Annotated in this window: 13 protein-coding genes; 3 read left to right on the top strand and 10 right to left on the bottom strand. The window is 66.3% G+C overall.

The window, feature by feature from the left end:
- Window positions 1-28 precede the first annotated feature (28 nt).
- The 5 genes from AC1ZV1_RS25090 to AC1ZV1_RS25110 form a co-directional block, all read right to left on the bottom strand.
- Window positions 29-622 (bottom strand): HMG-box domain-containing protein, encoded by a 594-nt coding sequence (locus tag AC1ZV1_RS25090; protein ID WP_484294121.1) that lies wholly within the window; start codon window positions 620-622, stop codon window positions 29-31.
- Between the two features lie 177 nt (window positions 623-799).
- On the bottom strand, window positions 800-2,038 hold the full coding sequence (locus tag AC1ZV1_RS25095) for an acyltransferase family protein (RefSeq protein WP_484297634.1): 1,239 nt from the start codon (window positions 2,036-2,038) through the stop codon (window positions 800-802).
- 93 nt (window positions 2,039-2,131) lie between these two features.
- Window positions 2,132-3,289 (bottom strand): phospholipase D-like domain-containing protein, encoded by a 1,158-nt coding sequence (locus tag AC1ZV1_RS25100; protein ID WP_484294122.1) that lies wholly within the window; start codon window positions 3,287-3,289, stop codon window positions 2,132-2,134.
- On the bottom strand, window positions 3,286-3,861 hold the full coding sequence (locus AC1ZV1_RS25105; RefSeq protein WP_484294123.1) for a YceI family protein: 576 nt from the start codon (window positions 3,859-3,861) through the stop codon (window positions 3,286-3,288). Before AC1ZV1_RS25105 ends, AC1ZV1_RS25100 begins: the two co-directional genes overlap by 4 nt.
- Window positions 3,862-3,973: 112 nt before the next feature.
- Complete coding sequence (locus tag AC1ZV1_RS25110; protein WP_484294124.1) at window positions 3,974-4,879, bottom strand: LysR family transcriptional regulator; 906 nt, start codon at window positions 4,877-4,879, stop codon at window positions 3,974-3,976.
- Between the two features lie 108 nt (window positions 4,880-4,987).
- Here AC1ZV1_RS25110 and AC1ZV1_RS25115 point away from each other — a divergent pair, with 108 nt between their 5' ends.
- Window positions 4,988-6,502 (top strand): MFS transporter, encoded by a 1,515-nt coding sequence (locus tag AC1ZV1_RS25115; protein WP_484294125.1) that lies wholly within the window; start codon window positions 4,988-4,990, stop codon window positions 6,500-6,502.
- Window positions 6,503-7,117: 615 nt separating this feature from the next.
- On the opposite strand, the gene AC1ZV1_RS25120 is transcribed toward AC1ZV1_RS25115, so the two are convergent.
- From AC1ZV1_RS25120 to AC1ZV1_RS25140, 5 genes are all read right to left on the bottom strand, one after another.
- A complete protein-coding gene (locus AC1ZV1_RS25120) occupies window positions 7,118-7,717 on the bottom strand; it encodes a YceI family protein (RefSeq protein ID WP_484294126.1) in 600 nt (199 codons plus the stop codon).
- Between the two features lie 186 nt (window positions 7,718-7,903).
- Window positions 7,904-8,251, bottom strand: a complete 348-nt coding sequence (locus tag AC1ZV1_RS25125) for an amidase (RefSeq protein ID WP_484294127.1) — start codon at window positions 8,249-8,251, stop codon at window positions 7,904-7,906.
- Complete coding sequence (locus AC1ZV1_RS25130) at window positions 8,248-9,375, bottom strand: serine hydrolase domain-containing protein (protein WP_484294128.1); 1,128 nt, start codon at window positions 9,373-9,375, stop codon at window positions 8,248-8,250. Before AC1ZV1_RS25130 ends, AC1ZV1_RS25125 begins: the two co-directional genes overlap by 4 nt.
- A gap of 116 nt (window positions 9,376-9,491) precedes the next feature.
- On the bottom strand, window positions 9,492-10,277 hold the full coding sequence (locus AC1ZV1_RS25135; protein WP_484294129.1) for an oxygen-binding di-iron domain-containing protein: 786 nt from the start codon (window positions 10,275-10,277) through the stop codon (window positions 9,492-9,494).
- A gap of 105 nt (window positions 10,278-10,382) precedes the next feature.
- A complete protein-coding gene (locus AC1ZV1_RS25140; protein WP_484294130.1) occupies window positions 10,383-11,279 on the bottom strand; it encodes an acyl-CoA dehydrogenase middle domain-containing protein in 897 nt (298 codons plus the stop codon).
- Between the two features lie 148 nt (window positions 11,280-11,427).
- Between AC1ZV1_RS25140 and olsB the strand changes: the two genes are divergently transcribed.
- Window positions 11,428-12,183 (top strand): L-ornithine N(alpha)-acyltransferase, encoded by a 756-nt coding sequence (gene olsB, locus AC1ZV1_RS25145; RefSeq protein WP_484294131.1) that lies wholly within the window; start codon window positions 11,428-11,430, stop codon window positions 12,181-12,183.
- The gene (locus AC1ZV1_RS25150; RefSeq protein ID WP_484294132.1) at window positions 12,183-12,950 is read left to right on the top strand and encodes a lysophospholipid acyltransferase family protein; all 768 of its coding nucleotides are present in this window, start codon (window positions 12,183-12,185) and stop codon (window positions 12,948-12,950) included. The genes olsB and AC1ZV1_RS25150 overlap by 1 nt, the downstream gene beginning before the upstream one ends.
- Window positions 12,951-13,065 lie beyond the last annotated feature (115 nt).

Consider the following 13,065-nt stretch of genomic DNA (forward strand, 5'->3'; position numbering starts at 1 on the left):
CAGCGCGAAGCCGGTTACTGAACCCGAGTCAGCTCAGCTCCTTGAGCCAAAGCATCATCGATTTGGCCGTCTCCCGCTGCGCACCGATATCGCACCAACGGTATTCGGTCTGCAGGGAGGGTTGCGGAGTGAAGCCACACTGCAGCCAGAAGGCGTCCGGCGAACGGTAGCTGGTAGGACGAGCGGCATCCTCCGGCGGCCGCCGAAGAGCGCAGAAAGCCGCCCAATCGAAGCGCCCCAACCTCCGCGCAAAGCGCTCGCGCTCCTCGAAGAAGCGCCGGTCGAGATCGGCGCTGCGGTACTCCGGCAGAACCATCGACTCGCCGAAATAGAAGATTCGTTCCGGGTTCCAGCCCTGCGCCAAGAACGGCTGCTGGAAAGCCTCGGCCTCGTCCAGCAGCGGCAGCCCGGTCGAAGCGCCCACGACCCGGCCCTCATCGGTCACCAGTACGCACAGGCTCCAGGCCGAGCGCACGTGGCTGTCGAGGTACCCGGCTTCGTATTCCGGGCTGCCGTCGTAGAGGTAGGGATACTCGCGGAACACAGTGATGCGCAGGCGTGCCAGCTCATCGATGAACGGGCGCAAGGCGTCACCGCTAAGTAGGCGGATTTCGACGGGCATGGTGGTTTTCTTCCGCAAAGGGCCGCGGCGGCGGCGCTGCAGAAAACCTAGCACGGGCAGCGCAGGTCGGCAGAAGCGGGTGAGGGGCGGCGCAGCATCTGGTTCGCGGACAAGCTCGCTCCTGCGGAGAGCGCGAACTGTAAGAGCGAGCTGGCTCGCGAACGGCCCAAGGGTAGATTACGACTCGGTCACCACCCGCCGCCGCGTGGTCGGCGGCGATGGCGGCGCCGGCAGCAGATGCCGCACCAGCCATTTGCGCACCGGCACCACACAGCGTTCCTGCACCAGCACGCAACTGGTGACCATGAACAGCAGGAACAGCGGGTACAACCACAGCGACAGCTGCTGGTGGGTCGCGGCTTCCACGCAATAGGCCCAGTCGTCCAGACAGTCGCCCGGTGCGCGGATCAGTTTCTCGGTGCGCGAGAACAGCGTGAACAACGGCACGTGCAGCGCGAACAACGACAGCGAAGCCGCCCCCAGGCGTGGCGACCAATGGCGCACCAGGTGGTTCTGCGGATCGCGCGGCAAGGCGCTCATGCACACCAGCACCAACTGCGCCGGCAGCAGCAGCCCGTTGTGCAGCAGGAAGTACCAGTACTTGGCGCCGTGGGTGTAGAGGTAATCGGCGACGAGGAAGTTCGCCAACACGAAAGCCCCCATGACCACCAGCATCCCGCGGCCCGGCAGGCGACCGGCGTCCTTGTACTCGCGGAACAGCCCGTAGGCGAGGATGCCGCTGAGGAACTCCGGCAAACGCAGCAGCGGGTTGCGGTGCAGCAGGCCGGTCCACGGCATGCCGTACTGCTCGCTGGCGACCACCAGGATTGGCGGGATCAGGTAGAGAATCCACAGAGCCAGCAGCCAGCGCCATTTGTTCTGCAGACGCGCCAGGCGCGGCGCGACGAAGGGGAAGCAGAGGTAGAAGAAGAACAGCGTCGACAACGACCAGAGCGGTGCATTGAAGGTCAGGTAATACGGGTTCCACGCCTGCAGCATGGTGAGCTGGAGGATGCTGTTGAACAGCAGCTCGCGGTCGCTCATCCAGTGGTGGAACAGCTCCGGCTGCAGCCGGCCGATGGCTTCGTTGGTGTCATAGATGACGAAGCGCGGCGTCGCCTGGTCCAGGTCCGGGCCGATGCCCAGCCCGCTCACCACCAGCAGCACGGCGATGGTCAGCAGGATCGAGAAGATGTGCAGCGGGTAGAGGTTGGACAGGCGCTTGGTGAAGAAGCTGCGCGGGCTTTCGCGCAGTTGCCCGTCGGTGACGTAGACGTGGCAGAGCAGGAAGCCGGACAGCACGAAGAAGGTGCTGGTGGCGAAGAAGCCGAGGGCAGTCAGGTCATCAAGGCCGGCGAACTTCTGTTCCGCCGGATAGCTGTGCAGGGTGTGGTAGATCACCACGTAGAGCCCCATCAGGAAGCGCAGCCACTCCAGCCCGATGAAACGCTCCTTTTTTTGTACGGTGTCCACGCTTCTCTCCTCCCGACTAGACGAACAACTGCAACGTCAGCGGCGGCGGTCGAGGAAGTTCACCACCAGCCGGTCCAGCGAGCCCCACAGGCGCTCGCGCAGGCGTTTCCACCAGGGGCGCGCACGCCAGAAATCCAGGTCGATCTCGCGGCTCTGCGCGAAATCAGCGGCCAGGCAGTCGGCCACCGCTGCGGTAAATGCCGGATCGAACGCTTCTACATTGGCCTCCAGATTGAAGCGAAGGTTCCAATGATCGAAGTTGCACGAGCCGACACTGACCCAGTCATCCACCAGCGCCATCTTCAGATGAAGGAAGCGCGGCTGATACTCGAAGATCTTCACCCCGGCGCGTAACAGGCTCGGGTAATAGCGCTGACCAGCGTAGCGCACCGGCGCGTGATCGGTCAGGCGTCCGGTGAGCAGCAGCCGCACGTCCACACCGCGCTGGGCCGCCTTGCGCAGGGCGCGGCGGACCTTCCAGGTCGGCAGGAAGTAGGGCGTCGCCAGCCAGACGCGCTGGTGCGCGCCGCGCAGCGAACGCACCAGCGCCTGGAGGATGTCGCGGTGCTGGCCGGCGTCGGCGTAGGCTACGCGGGCCAGGCCCTCACCGTAATGAGGGAGGGGCGGCAGGCGGGTCAGCAGGACTTCCTCTCGGGGCTTCCACGCCCGAACACCGAGGCAGGCGTTCCATTGCCGCTCGAACAGACGCTGCCAGTCGGCGACGATGTGGCCGGTCATCTCCACCATCACTTCGTGCCAGTCGCTGCGATTCTCCCGCGCGGACCAGAACTCGTCGGTCGCGCCGGTGCCGCCGACATAGGCAATGCGCTCGTCCACCAGCAGCAGCTTGCGGTGGTCGCGGTACAGGTTGCGGATGCCGGCCTTCCAGTTCAGCGGGTTGTAGTAGCGCAACTCGCCGCCCGCCTCGACCAGTTGCCGCGTCCAGGCGCTGGACAGCTTCAGGCTGCCGAACGCGTCGAACAGGCAGCGCACCTTCACGCCGCGCCCAAGAGCGGCGAGCAGGCGGTCCAGCAGTGCCTCGGCACAGCTGCCGCTTTCGACCAGGTAGAGTTCGAGTTCGATCTGCCGCTCGGCACTGTCGATGCTGGCGAACATGCGCGGGAAGAAGCGCACGCCATCGCAGAGCAGGGCGAAACGGTTACCCGTCCGCCAGGGGAAGATCGGGCCGCTCACCGCGAGGCGAAGATCAGCACGGCGCCCACCGGCACCGACAGGCCGATGCTTTTCAGCCCGGCCAGTTTGCGCAGCTGTGCCACGCCCGGCGCGAGGCCGAAATCGGCGGCATTGATCACCAGCGGCGACAGGGTCACCACCTGGAAGCGGTGCTCATCGAGGCGGGTGATCAGCACGTCGGTGCGGTAGTCCTTCGCCTGGCCGTTCAGTTCCAGACGCAATGGCAGGCGTGTCTCCAACTGCACGCCGCTGGCGAGATCCGTGATGGGTCGCAGGTCGATGCGCGACGTGACCCGCGCCTCGGGGAATTTCTCGGTGTCGAACAACTGGTCGCGCAGGCGCTCATCGCGCAGCGGTATGCCGGTGCTCACCGAATCCATCTCGATGCGCAGCTCCACCTGCCCCTGCTCCTCCACCTTGCCGTGCATCACCAGGAAGCGGTTCACCTCGGCGATATCGGCGTTCTTGGTGGTGATGAAGGTCAACCGCGAGGACTCGTAGTCGAGGTACCAGGCAGCCTGGGCGGAAGCGGCGAAACAGGCCGCGACGAGGAAAGCGAACAACGAGCGCATGAAATCCCTTACATGAAAAACGGATGGATCAGCGGCCAACGATAGCGGCCCGCCGTCGGCTTGCAAACCGGCCGACCGGCGAGCCCATTGGGCACGCCGTGGCGCCAATGGTTCAGTCGGCCAGCAGCGCGGGAATTCCGCCGACCAGCGCATCGATGGCGCAGCGGATCTTCGACGGCATGTAACGGGTCTTCGGCCACACGGCGTGGATTTCCAGCGGCGGCAGGTTGCAGCGCCCCGTCACCACGACCAGTTCGCCCAGCTTGACGTGCCGCGCCAGCAGCCAGGACGGCAGGCGCGCCAGGCCGAAGCCGGCCACGGCGGCGGCGGTGATGGCCTGCAGGTCATCCATGCTCAGTTGCGGGTCGATGTCGATGCGCTTGGCCTGGCCATCCTCGTCGCGCAGGTCCCAGGGCGAGGTGACCCCCGCAACCGAGTAGCTGATGGCCGAATGGCCGGCAAGGTCGTCCAGATTCCCGGGCAAGCCGTGTTCGGCGATGTACGAAGGCGCGGCGCCAATGCTGGTGTATTGCACGCCCAGCTTGCGCGCGGCGAGGGTGGCGCTGTCGCCGAGAGGACCGATACGCACGGCGAGGTCGAAGCCCTCTTCCACGAGGTCCACACGACGATCGGTGAAGGACAGATCGATCTTCAGCGACGGGTACTGCCGCGCGAGCCCCAGCATGAGCGGCACCACGCAGAGGTGGCCGAAGGAGATCGGCACGCTGATCCGCAGGCGTCCGCGTGGCTCCAGCCGCCCGCCCTCCAGCGCGATGTGTGCGGCATCCAGTTCAGCCAAGGCGCGCACGCAGCTGTCGTAGAACACCTGGCCGTCATCGGTGAGGTTCTGGCTGCGCGTGGTGCGCTGCAGCAGGCGCACGCCGAGGCGCGCCTCCAGCCGGGCAATCGCCTTGCCCACGGCCGAGCGCGTGAGGTTCAGGCGCTCCGCGGCAAGGGCGAAGCTGCCGGCGTCCACCACCTGGACAAAGGTGGCGATGCCATCGAGTCGGTCATCCATTAGGCGGCCCGTTTGAATCCTGGAAAGACTCAATGATGGGACGAAATGGAGCCAATGGGGAACCCTGTTCTTCTCGACAATGATCGCTCGGAACCCGGAGCCCCACTCATGACTGCCCTCCACCGCCCCACAAGCGTCAATCCCAGAAACCTCATCGCCCTGGCAGCGGTGTGCCTGTCCTCGATGATGTTCGGCCTGGAAATCTCCAGCGTGCCGGCCAGCCTCCCCGCCCTGGAGCGCGTGCTGCACGGCGACTTCCAGGACCTGCAGTGGGTGATGAACGCCTACACCATCGCCGTCACCAGCGTATTGATGGCCGCTGGCACCCTCGCCGACCGCTTCGGCCGCAAGCGCCTGTTCGTGATCAGCCTGGCGCTGTTCGGCCTGACCTCGCTGCTCTGCGGGCTGGCGGCCGACATGCCGACCATGATCGCCGGGCGTTTCCTGCAAGGCGCGGCGGGCGGCGTCATGCTGATCTGCCAGGTGGCCGTATTGACCAGTCAGTTCAGCGACCCGGCCGAGCGCGTACGCGCCTTCGCCGCCTGGGGCGTGGTGTTCGGCATCGGCCTGGGCTTCGGCCCGATCGTCGGCAGTGCCATCGTCGCGTTGGCCAGTTGGCAGTGGGTGTTCCTGGTGCATGGCCCGCTCGCCCTGCTCACCCTCGCGCTGGCGCAGTACGGCGCGGTGGAGTCGCGCGACCCGGACGCCGAACGGCTCGACCTCGGCGGCATGCTGACGCTGTCGCTGGCAGTGCTCGGGACGGTGTTCTACATCACCCAGGGCGCCGACATGGGCTTCGCCAGTCCGGCGGCGCTGGCGATCCTGCTGCTCAGCCTCGCGAGCCTGGCAGCCTTCGTCCTGATCGAGCGCCGCGTCGCCCATCCGATGTTCGACTTCTCGGTGCTGCGTATCCGCGCGTTCTCCGGCGCGATGTTCGCCTCGGCCGGAATGAACGTGAGCTTCTGGCCACTGATGATCTACCTGCCGGTCTACTACCACGGCGTGCTCGGCTACGACGACGTGAAGGCCGGCTGGTCGCTGCTCGCCTACACCTTGCCGACACTGGTGGTGCCGCCGATTGCCGAGCGACTGGCGCATCGTTTCCAGCCGGGCTGGGTGATCCCCGGCGGCATGTTCGTGATCGGCGCCGGCTTCTTCCTGATGCTCTGGGGAAGCGCCGTGGACCATGCCAGCTGGCTGACCCTGCTGCCTGGCTGTGTGCTCGCCGGCATCGGCCTGGGCCTGACCAACACCACGGTAACCAATACCTCCACCGCCGCCGTGCCCGCCGCCCGCGCCGGCATGGCCTCGGGCATCGACATGAGCGCACGGATGATTTCCCTGGCGATCAACATCGCGGTGATGGGGCTGATCCTGCTCTCCGGCGTCGCCGCTGCGCTGCACGGCGTGGACGGCGGCGAGAAGCTGCAACTGGCGGCCAGCATCGCCAGCGGCCGGCTGGGTGCGGACGACCCGGACGGCGCCCGCGCGGCTCTGGCTCAGGGGTTCGGCAGGGTGCTCGGCTACGGCGGGATCAGCGCCTGGCTATTCGCGGCGGGCAGCTTCCTGACCTTCGGCGCGCATCGCGCGACGCGACCTAGACTGGAGACTGTCCAATCCTGAATGACAGGAGAGTCGCCATGAAAACCATCCTGCTGCTCACCTTCGTGCTCATCAGCGCCACCAGTTGCAGCGTGGGCTCCGGCTTCCGCTTCCAGCCCGACATGCCCGCCATCGCGGTGCGTACGTAAAGCCGTTCGTTTTCGCAGTGGACAGCGTGCCGTGCGGTTCGCGAGCAAGCTCGCTCCTACGAAGAGCCCACGGCTCTGGCTCTGGCTATTTGAAGGCTTCCAGAGAAGTATCCGCGCACTCCGAACGGCCCCGTTCAGGAGGCCTCGTTGAAGCGGAGTTTCAGGGGGCGAGCGGCATGGATGCCGCGAGAGCTGCGATGGGCCAGGGACGGCCCTTCGCAGCGTGCCCCTGAAACTTCGCTTCAACGAGGGAATTTTTCGCCTAAGCGAAAAACCGGATGTCCGGGGCAAGCCCTTTGGTTACTTTCTGGCGTTTGAGAAAGTAACTCGCCCGAGGGGGCGAAACACAGAGTCCGCGCGCACGCCGAAGCGGCGCAGGAACACCCCAACCGAAGCAGCAGGCCCGCAGCACCGGAGCCGAAGCACGCGTCGACCCTGTCGACGGATAGCGGGCATAGCCCGCTCCTACAGGTCCATGGCGCAAGCATCACGGCGCCTGCTTGATCACCTGACTGAACCCCAGCACCGCGAATACCGGCACCTCGGGGGTAATGGAGGGGACGTTGGCGACGTCCTTGAGCGGCTCCAGCTTTTCTTCCAGGTCGAAGTCGATCAGCTTGAGCACCAGCGGCTCCATGGTCGTGACTTCGATGCGGCTCTCGCTGGGGCGGCTGACCAGCACCTCGGACTTGAGGCGGCGCTGCTGGCCGTGCAGGTCGAGGTTGAAGTCCACGGTTTCCTGGCGCGACTGGCCGACCTGCAGGTCGTCGTAACGGCTGAGGTCCAGCTGGCTGCTGATGATCGCCTCGGGGAAGCGTTCGATCTCGAAGAAGGCGTTGCGCATGCGCTCGTCGCGCAGCGCCAGGCCGCTGTCGATGGACTCCAGCGGCACCACCACGCGGACCGCGCCCTTGTCGTCGATCTGCCCGGAGAGGCGGTCGAAGCGCTGCACCTCCGCCATCTTGCCGCGCTTGACCGAGACGAAGCTGATCCGCGAGGTGTCGCCGTCCAGTTGCCATTCGGCCAAGGCCAGAGGGCTGGCGAGCACCAGCAACGCGCACACAGCTGCTGTTACAAAAGAATGCATTGGTCCTCCGAAGCGGGTCGCCCCGCTCCGTGGAACGCGCCCGTCAGAACGTGATTACGATCTCGCGAGCTAGAGCAGAACAAGGCAAAAACAGGTGAGGATGCGCAGTCTACAAGCGGTAAATGAGCAGTCCGAGCCTGTTTTTAACGCCGTTCTGCCGGCGCGCAGCAGATCGTAATCGCGTTCTCAGTGGTTGCCCGATTTGGGCAATTCATCCGCTTGGGGCATCAGTTGGCATCCTTCGCGCGCACCGAGCCAGGCGGCTGTCTGCGTACTGCCAAGGCCGCGGGCGGTCACCCGCTTGCGCGCTTCGTCGTCGAGGAAGGCGCTGGTCGGCACGTACTGCTTGGTATAGGCCCGGCAATAGTCCGCCGAGTTCCCCATAACGTAGCGGCAGGAGCAGTACTCCTTGGCGGTATAGGCGCCAATGATGCCGGGGAAGGCGGCAAGGTGGACGCGGTTCTGCCAGATCACCGCGGCCAGCGCGATGAGCAGCAGGGCGAGAACGCTGAGGATCGGATGGCGACGAATCATGGCTGCACCTCCCCATGGGCGAAGGCCGCCTGGGCAAGCTTGAGGAAGGTGTCGTGCTGGTAGCTGCCATCACGGTCGTCGGCGTAGCGGACGATCACCAGTTTCTGCTCGGGGATCACGTACAGCGCCTGGCCCCAGTGGCCGAGGGCGGCGAAGGTGTCCTCGGGCGCATCCGGCCAGGGCGCTGGCGCGCCGGTTACCGGGCGGTTGAGCCACCACTGGCCACCGGGTACCGCCTCATTGGGTTTCTTCGGATCAGGCTGGTACTCCGGGAACGGCGCCAGGACGAACCTCATCCAGTCCTGCGGCAGCAACTGGCGGTCCTTCCAGCGCCCGCCACGCTCCATCAGCAGGCCGATGCGCGCCAGGTCACGAGCAGTCATGTAGGCGTAGGAGGAGCCGACGAAGGTGCCACTGGCGTCGCGCTCCCACACGGCGGACTGGATACCCAGCGGCTCGAACAATGCGGTCCAGGGGTAGTTCGCGTAGTCCTTGCCGACCATCTGCTTGAGCGTGGCGGAGAGCACGTTGCTGTCACCGCTGGAATAGCGGAAGCGCTTGCCCGGCTCGGCGTCGGCCGGAAAGCCGGCGGTGAACCTGGCCATGTCGTCGCGGCCACGGGTATAGAGCATTGCCACCACCGAGGAGCGCACCGGCGCGTACTCGTACTCTTCCTGCCAGGCCAGGCCCGAGGCCCAGTGCAGCAGGTCGCGCATCCTGATATCGGGGTGGTCGGCGAAGGCCGGGTAATGCGTGGCGACCGGGTCGTCGAGCTGGAACTTGCCCTCGCCAAAGGCCACGCCGAGGACGCTGGCCATGACGCTCTTGCTCATCGACCAGGCCAGGTGCGGCGTCTCGGCACGGGTCGGACCGGCGTAGCGCTCGTAGATCAGCTGGCCATCGCGGATGACGACCACAGCATCAGTACGCACGCCCTTGCGGGTACCGTCATCACGGGTGGGAAAGGCATAGTTTTCGAAGGCTTCGACAGCAGCGCCGCTGGGCGCGGCGCCGTGGGGCCAGTCGGCCTCGGGCCAGCTTTCGGCACCGTGGGCGTGGCTGCTGAGCAGGCAGGTGGCCAGCGCCAGCGCGCGCAGCGCTGGGCGGAAGGGGGCAAAGGGCATCGGCGGGCCTCTTGTTATCAGGTCGGCCCGCACCCTAGCACGGTGAAGATGACGGATTAAGCGCCGATCGTGCCGTAATCAAGGACGATTGGCGCAATCGGTCAGCGTGGTTCTGGTTAGCGAGGCACCTGATAGTCGTCCGGCCCCATGAGGTCCATGCCACATTGCAGGTCGGCGATCCAGTCCAGGAAGGCGCCGATCATGGCCTTGCCCACGAACGGCCGGCCGTGCTGCGGAACGATCATCTCGATGTCCAGGCGGCGAACCATGTTGGCCCACAGGCGACCGACCTTGTTCGACGCCATGTAGCGGCGGTGGAAGCCCTCCATGTGCGGCACGTGGGCGGCGAAGTCCTGCACCGGGCTGGCGTCATCCACCAGGGACGCGCCCATGTCGCCGGAGAAGAGGATCTTGCTGACCGGGTCGTAGACCTGGAAGTTGCCCACCGAGTGGAGGAAGTGCGCGGGGATCATCTTCAGCTGGCAACGACCCAGTTGCACCGATTCGCCACGGTCCGGCAGCGGGATGACGCGGTCATAGGTGGAGATGCCGTGGCTGACCGCCAGGTAGCTGGCCGTGAGGTGCGGCAGGAAGCGCGCCCAGAGCTTGGAGCAGATGACCTTGGCGCGGGTGTGCAGCAGCCATTTGTCGAGGGCGGCGATGATGTCCGGGTCCTGGTGCGAGGCGAAGATGTAGTCCAGGTCCTGCAGCGGGAACAGCTTGGAGAGTTCCAGGGACAGCGGGGTGTAGGTCAGGTCGCCGCCCGGATCGAGCAACAGGCGCTTGTCGTGGTCAACGATGAGGAACTGGTTGGATTGCACACCATCGCCACTGACCAGATCGTCGAAACACAGGCATTGGTGTTTACCGTCGTCGAACAGCACGATGGGTTCGCGTCGCATGAGGGGATTTCCTAAAGCAGTGGGAGGGAAAACAGTGGGCAGCCCTGCGGAAATTTCTAGGTATCTCAGAAGCTTCTGTAAGGCTAACGTCCCCTCCCTCCGCCCTCACTGACGTGGGTCAAGGCCCATTGCCACCCTCGCCTTCTCCAGGCGTTTGGCCCGTGCGGCGCCAGCGATGGCGAGCACGCCCTTGTCGCGTTTCCACATCGCGGCCAGCTCCGCAGCACCGGTAGCGAACGCGGCATCCAGTGCGGCAGCGAGGCCTTCGAACTGGCTGAACACACCAGCCAGCAGCACGTGGGTTTCCGGCTGCGAGGCAGGTTGTCGGCTGACTTCCGCGCAACCGGCCAGTACGCCGATGAGGCGCAGGTTCAGCTCCGCCGACCACCGCTGCTCCACGGCCAGTCCGTAGAGCCAGGCGCAGACCGCCGCCAGCACATGGGTGTCCTCCAGGGTACGGAAGGGTTTGCTGTAGGCGTCCCAGCCATCGCCGGGCAGGCGCTCGCAGTGGGCGCCGTCGAGCAGCAGGCGGGCGTGGGGGATGTCGGGCATCAGCGGCAGGGCCGGCAGTGCCTCCAGCTTCGCCCCGGGGGCACCCGCTTGCACCACGGTCATGGCGATGCGCGGGGACTCACCCTCCTCCTCGTCACGTGCGGCGACCAGCCACCAGGCGGCGCTGTCGGCGGCGGTGGCGAAGTCCTTGCGGCCGTGCAGCACTAGGCCGTCGAGGCGGGTCTGCAAGTCGGCGGGGCGCACGCTTTTCTTCTCGGTCACGCACAGCGCGCCGAGGCTGCGCGGAGCGGCCGGCCAGAGGGCGCGCAGGGCTGCCTGGTAACCGGCGAGGAACGCCAGCCCCGGCGACGTCGCCAGACGACCGCCGAGTACCGCCAGTTCGAAGCTGCCGGCGCACGCTGCGCGAGCGAGCAGTTCGGCATACCAGTCGTCCAGAGCCAGGCCGGGCGGCAGTCGGTCCTGCGGGCCGAGCAGGCATTTCCAGGGCATCACGGCACTCCTTCCTTCGAGGTCGTTGTTCTTGTCATACAAGCATCACCGCACCGTCATGGGCGTGACACCGGTCATTCCTAGCCTGAGCTTGCACAACAAAGCCGACCGGCCGCAACCCGCATGGCCGGTTCACGGAGGCACTCGCATGAGTCAGATCGCCCTCTCCTGTGACACCCCGGCAGAACGCCGTCTCAAGGCCGTGCGTCTGCGCGGCGCCCGCGCCCTGCGTGAAGCCCAGGCCCTGCGTTACCGCGTGTTCAGCAGCGAATTCGACGCCCAGCTCAACGGTGCCGACCAGGGCCTGGACATGGACGACTACGACCGCCATTGCGCTCACATCGGCGTGCGCGACCTGAACACCGGCGCGCTGGTGGCCACCACCCGCCTGCTCGACCACCGCGCCGCACAGCGACTGGGCCGCTTCTACAGCGAAGAGGAATTCGCCCTCGACGGCCTGGATAACCTGCAGGGCCCGGTGCTGGAGATCGGCCGTACCTGCGTCGACCCGGACTACCGCAATGGCGGCACCATCGCCGTGCTCTGGAGCGAGCTGGCCGAAGTCCTCAACGAAGGCGGCTACCGCTACCTGATGGGCTGCGCCAGCATCCCCATGCGCGACGGCGGCATCCAGGCCCGCGCCGTGATGCAGCGCCTGCGCGACCGCTACCTGTGCCAGCAGAACCTGCGCGCCGAGCCGAAGACCCCGCTGCCGCCCATGGACGTGCCGGACAACCTCACCGCCGAGCTGCCGCCGCTGCTCAAGGCCTACATGCGCCTGGGCGCGAAGATCTGCGGCGAGCCCTGCTGGGACCCGGACTTCGGCGTTGCCGACGTGTTCATCCTGCTCAAGCGCGACGAGCTCTGCCCGCGCTACGCCCGTCACTTCAAGGCCGCGGTCTGATGCGCCGCCTACGCGCCTGGCTGCGCGTCGCCCGCCTGCTGTCATTGCTGCTGGTGGGCCTCGCGCTGGCCAGCTTCGTCAGCCTGCTGGAGCGCCTGCCCGGCGACCGGATGCCCGTGCGCCAGCGCCTGACGCGCTGGTTCCTGGCGCGCCTGTCCGCCGCCCTGCCCTTCGAACTGCAGGTGCACGGCGAATTGCCCCGACAGCCGATGCTGTGGGTCTCCAACCATGTGTCCTGGGTCGATATTCCACTGCTGGGCGGGCTGCTGCCGCTGACCTTCCTGTCCAAGGCGGAAGTGCGCCAATGGCCGGTGGCCGGCTGGTTGGCAGAGAAAGCCGGGACGCTGTTCATCCGCCGTGGCTCGGGCGACGCGCGGATGATCAATGCGCAGTTGGCCACGCACCTGTCGCGCGGCCGTTCGCTGCTGGTCTTCCCCGAAGGCACCACCACCGACGGCCAGGGCCTGCGCACCTTCCACGGTCGGCTGATGGCCAGTGCCATCGAAGCCGGCGTGCCGGTGCAGCCGGTGGCCCTGCGTTATCGCCGCAACGGCCAGGCGTGCGAGCTGGCGCCGTTCATTGGTGACGATGATCTGGTCAGCCATCTGATGCGCCTGTTCGACAACGATCGGGGTGTCGTGGAAGTCCACCTGCTGCCGGCACTCTCCAGCGCCCATCAGGACCGCAACCTGCTCGCCAGGCAGGCACATGCCGCGATCCACGCAGTGGTGTGTGACGTTCAGGAAGAGTCGGCCGTGGCGGCCTGAGGCCTGCCAGGAAAGCGGAAGGGAAGAAGGTTTGGAGCCCGCCGTAACCTACGGCCGACGGGTTCCCACTCTGACGAAACGGCTTTCAAACTGCGCCGGGCGGCACCCTCGAGCT

The sequence above is a fragment of the Pseudomonas sp. BB438 genome (genome assembly GCF_057180225.1).

What these genes read in the sequence shown, in the direction of transcription:
- AC1ZV1_RS25090 (WP_484294121.1), bottom strand. Translation starts at nt 622, where the DNA reads ATGCCCGTCGAAATCCGCCTACTTAGCGGTGACGCCTTGCGCCCGTTC.
- AC1ZV1_RS25095 (WP_484297634.1), bottom strand. Translation starts at nt 2,038, where the DNA reads ATGGGGCTCTACGTGGTGATCTACCACACCCTGCACAGCTATCCGGCG.
- AC1ZV1_RS25105 (WP_484294123.1), bottom strand. Translation starts at nt 3,861, where the DNA reads ATGCGCTCGTTGTTCGCTTTCCTCGTCGCGGCCTGTTTCGCCGCTTCC.
- AC1ZV1_RS25110 (WP_484294124.1), bottom strand. Translation starts at nt 4,879, where the DNA reads ATGGATGACCGACTCGATGGCATCGCCACCTTTGTCCAGGTGGTGGAC.
- AC1ZV1_RS25115 (WP_484294125.1), top strand. Translation starts at nt 4,988, where the DNA reads ATGACTGCCCTCCACCGCCCCACAAGCGTCAATCCCAGAAACCTCATC.
- AC1ZV1_RS25120 (WP_484294126.1), bottom strand. Translation starts at nt 7,717, where the DNA reads ATGCATTCTTTTGTAACAGCAGCTGTGTGCGCGTTGCTGGTGCTCGCC.
- AC1ZV1_RS25125 (WP_484294127.1), bottom strand. Translation starts at nt 8,251, where the DNA reads ATGATTCGTCGCCATCCGATCCTCAGCGTTCTCGCCCTGCTGCTCATC.
- AC1ZV1_RS25130 (WP_484294128.1), bottom strand. Translation starts at nt 9,375, where the DNA reads ATGCCCTTTGCCCCCTTCCGCCCAGCGCTGCGCGCGCTGGCGCTGGCC.
- AC1ZV1_RS25135 (WP_484294129.1), bottom strand. Translation starts at nt 10,277, where the DNA reads ATGCGACGCGAACCCATCGTGCTGTTCGACGACGGTAAACACCAATGC.
- AC1ZV1_RS25140 (WP_484294130.1), bottom strand. Translation starts at nt 11,279, where the DNA reads ATGCCCTGGAAATGCCTGCTCGGCCCGCAGGACCGACTGCCGCCCGGC.
- olsB (WP_484294131.1), top strand. Translation starts at nt 11,428, where the DNA reads ATGAGTCAGATCGCCCTCTCCTGTGACACCCCGGCAGAACGCCGTCTC.
- AC1ZV1_RS25150 (WP_484294132.1), top strand. Translation starts at nt 12,183, where the DNA reads ATGCGCCGCCTACGCGCCTGGCTGCGCGTCGCCCGCCTGCTGTCATTG.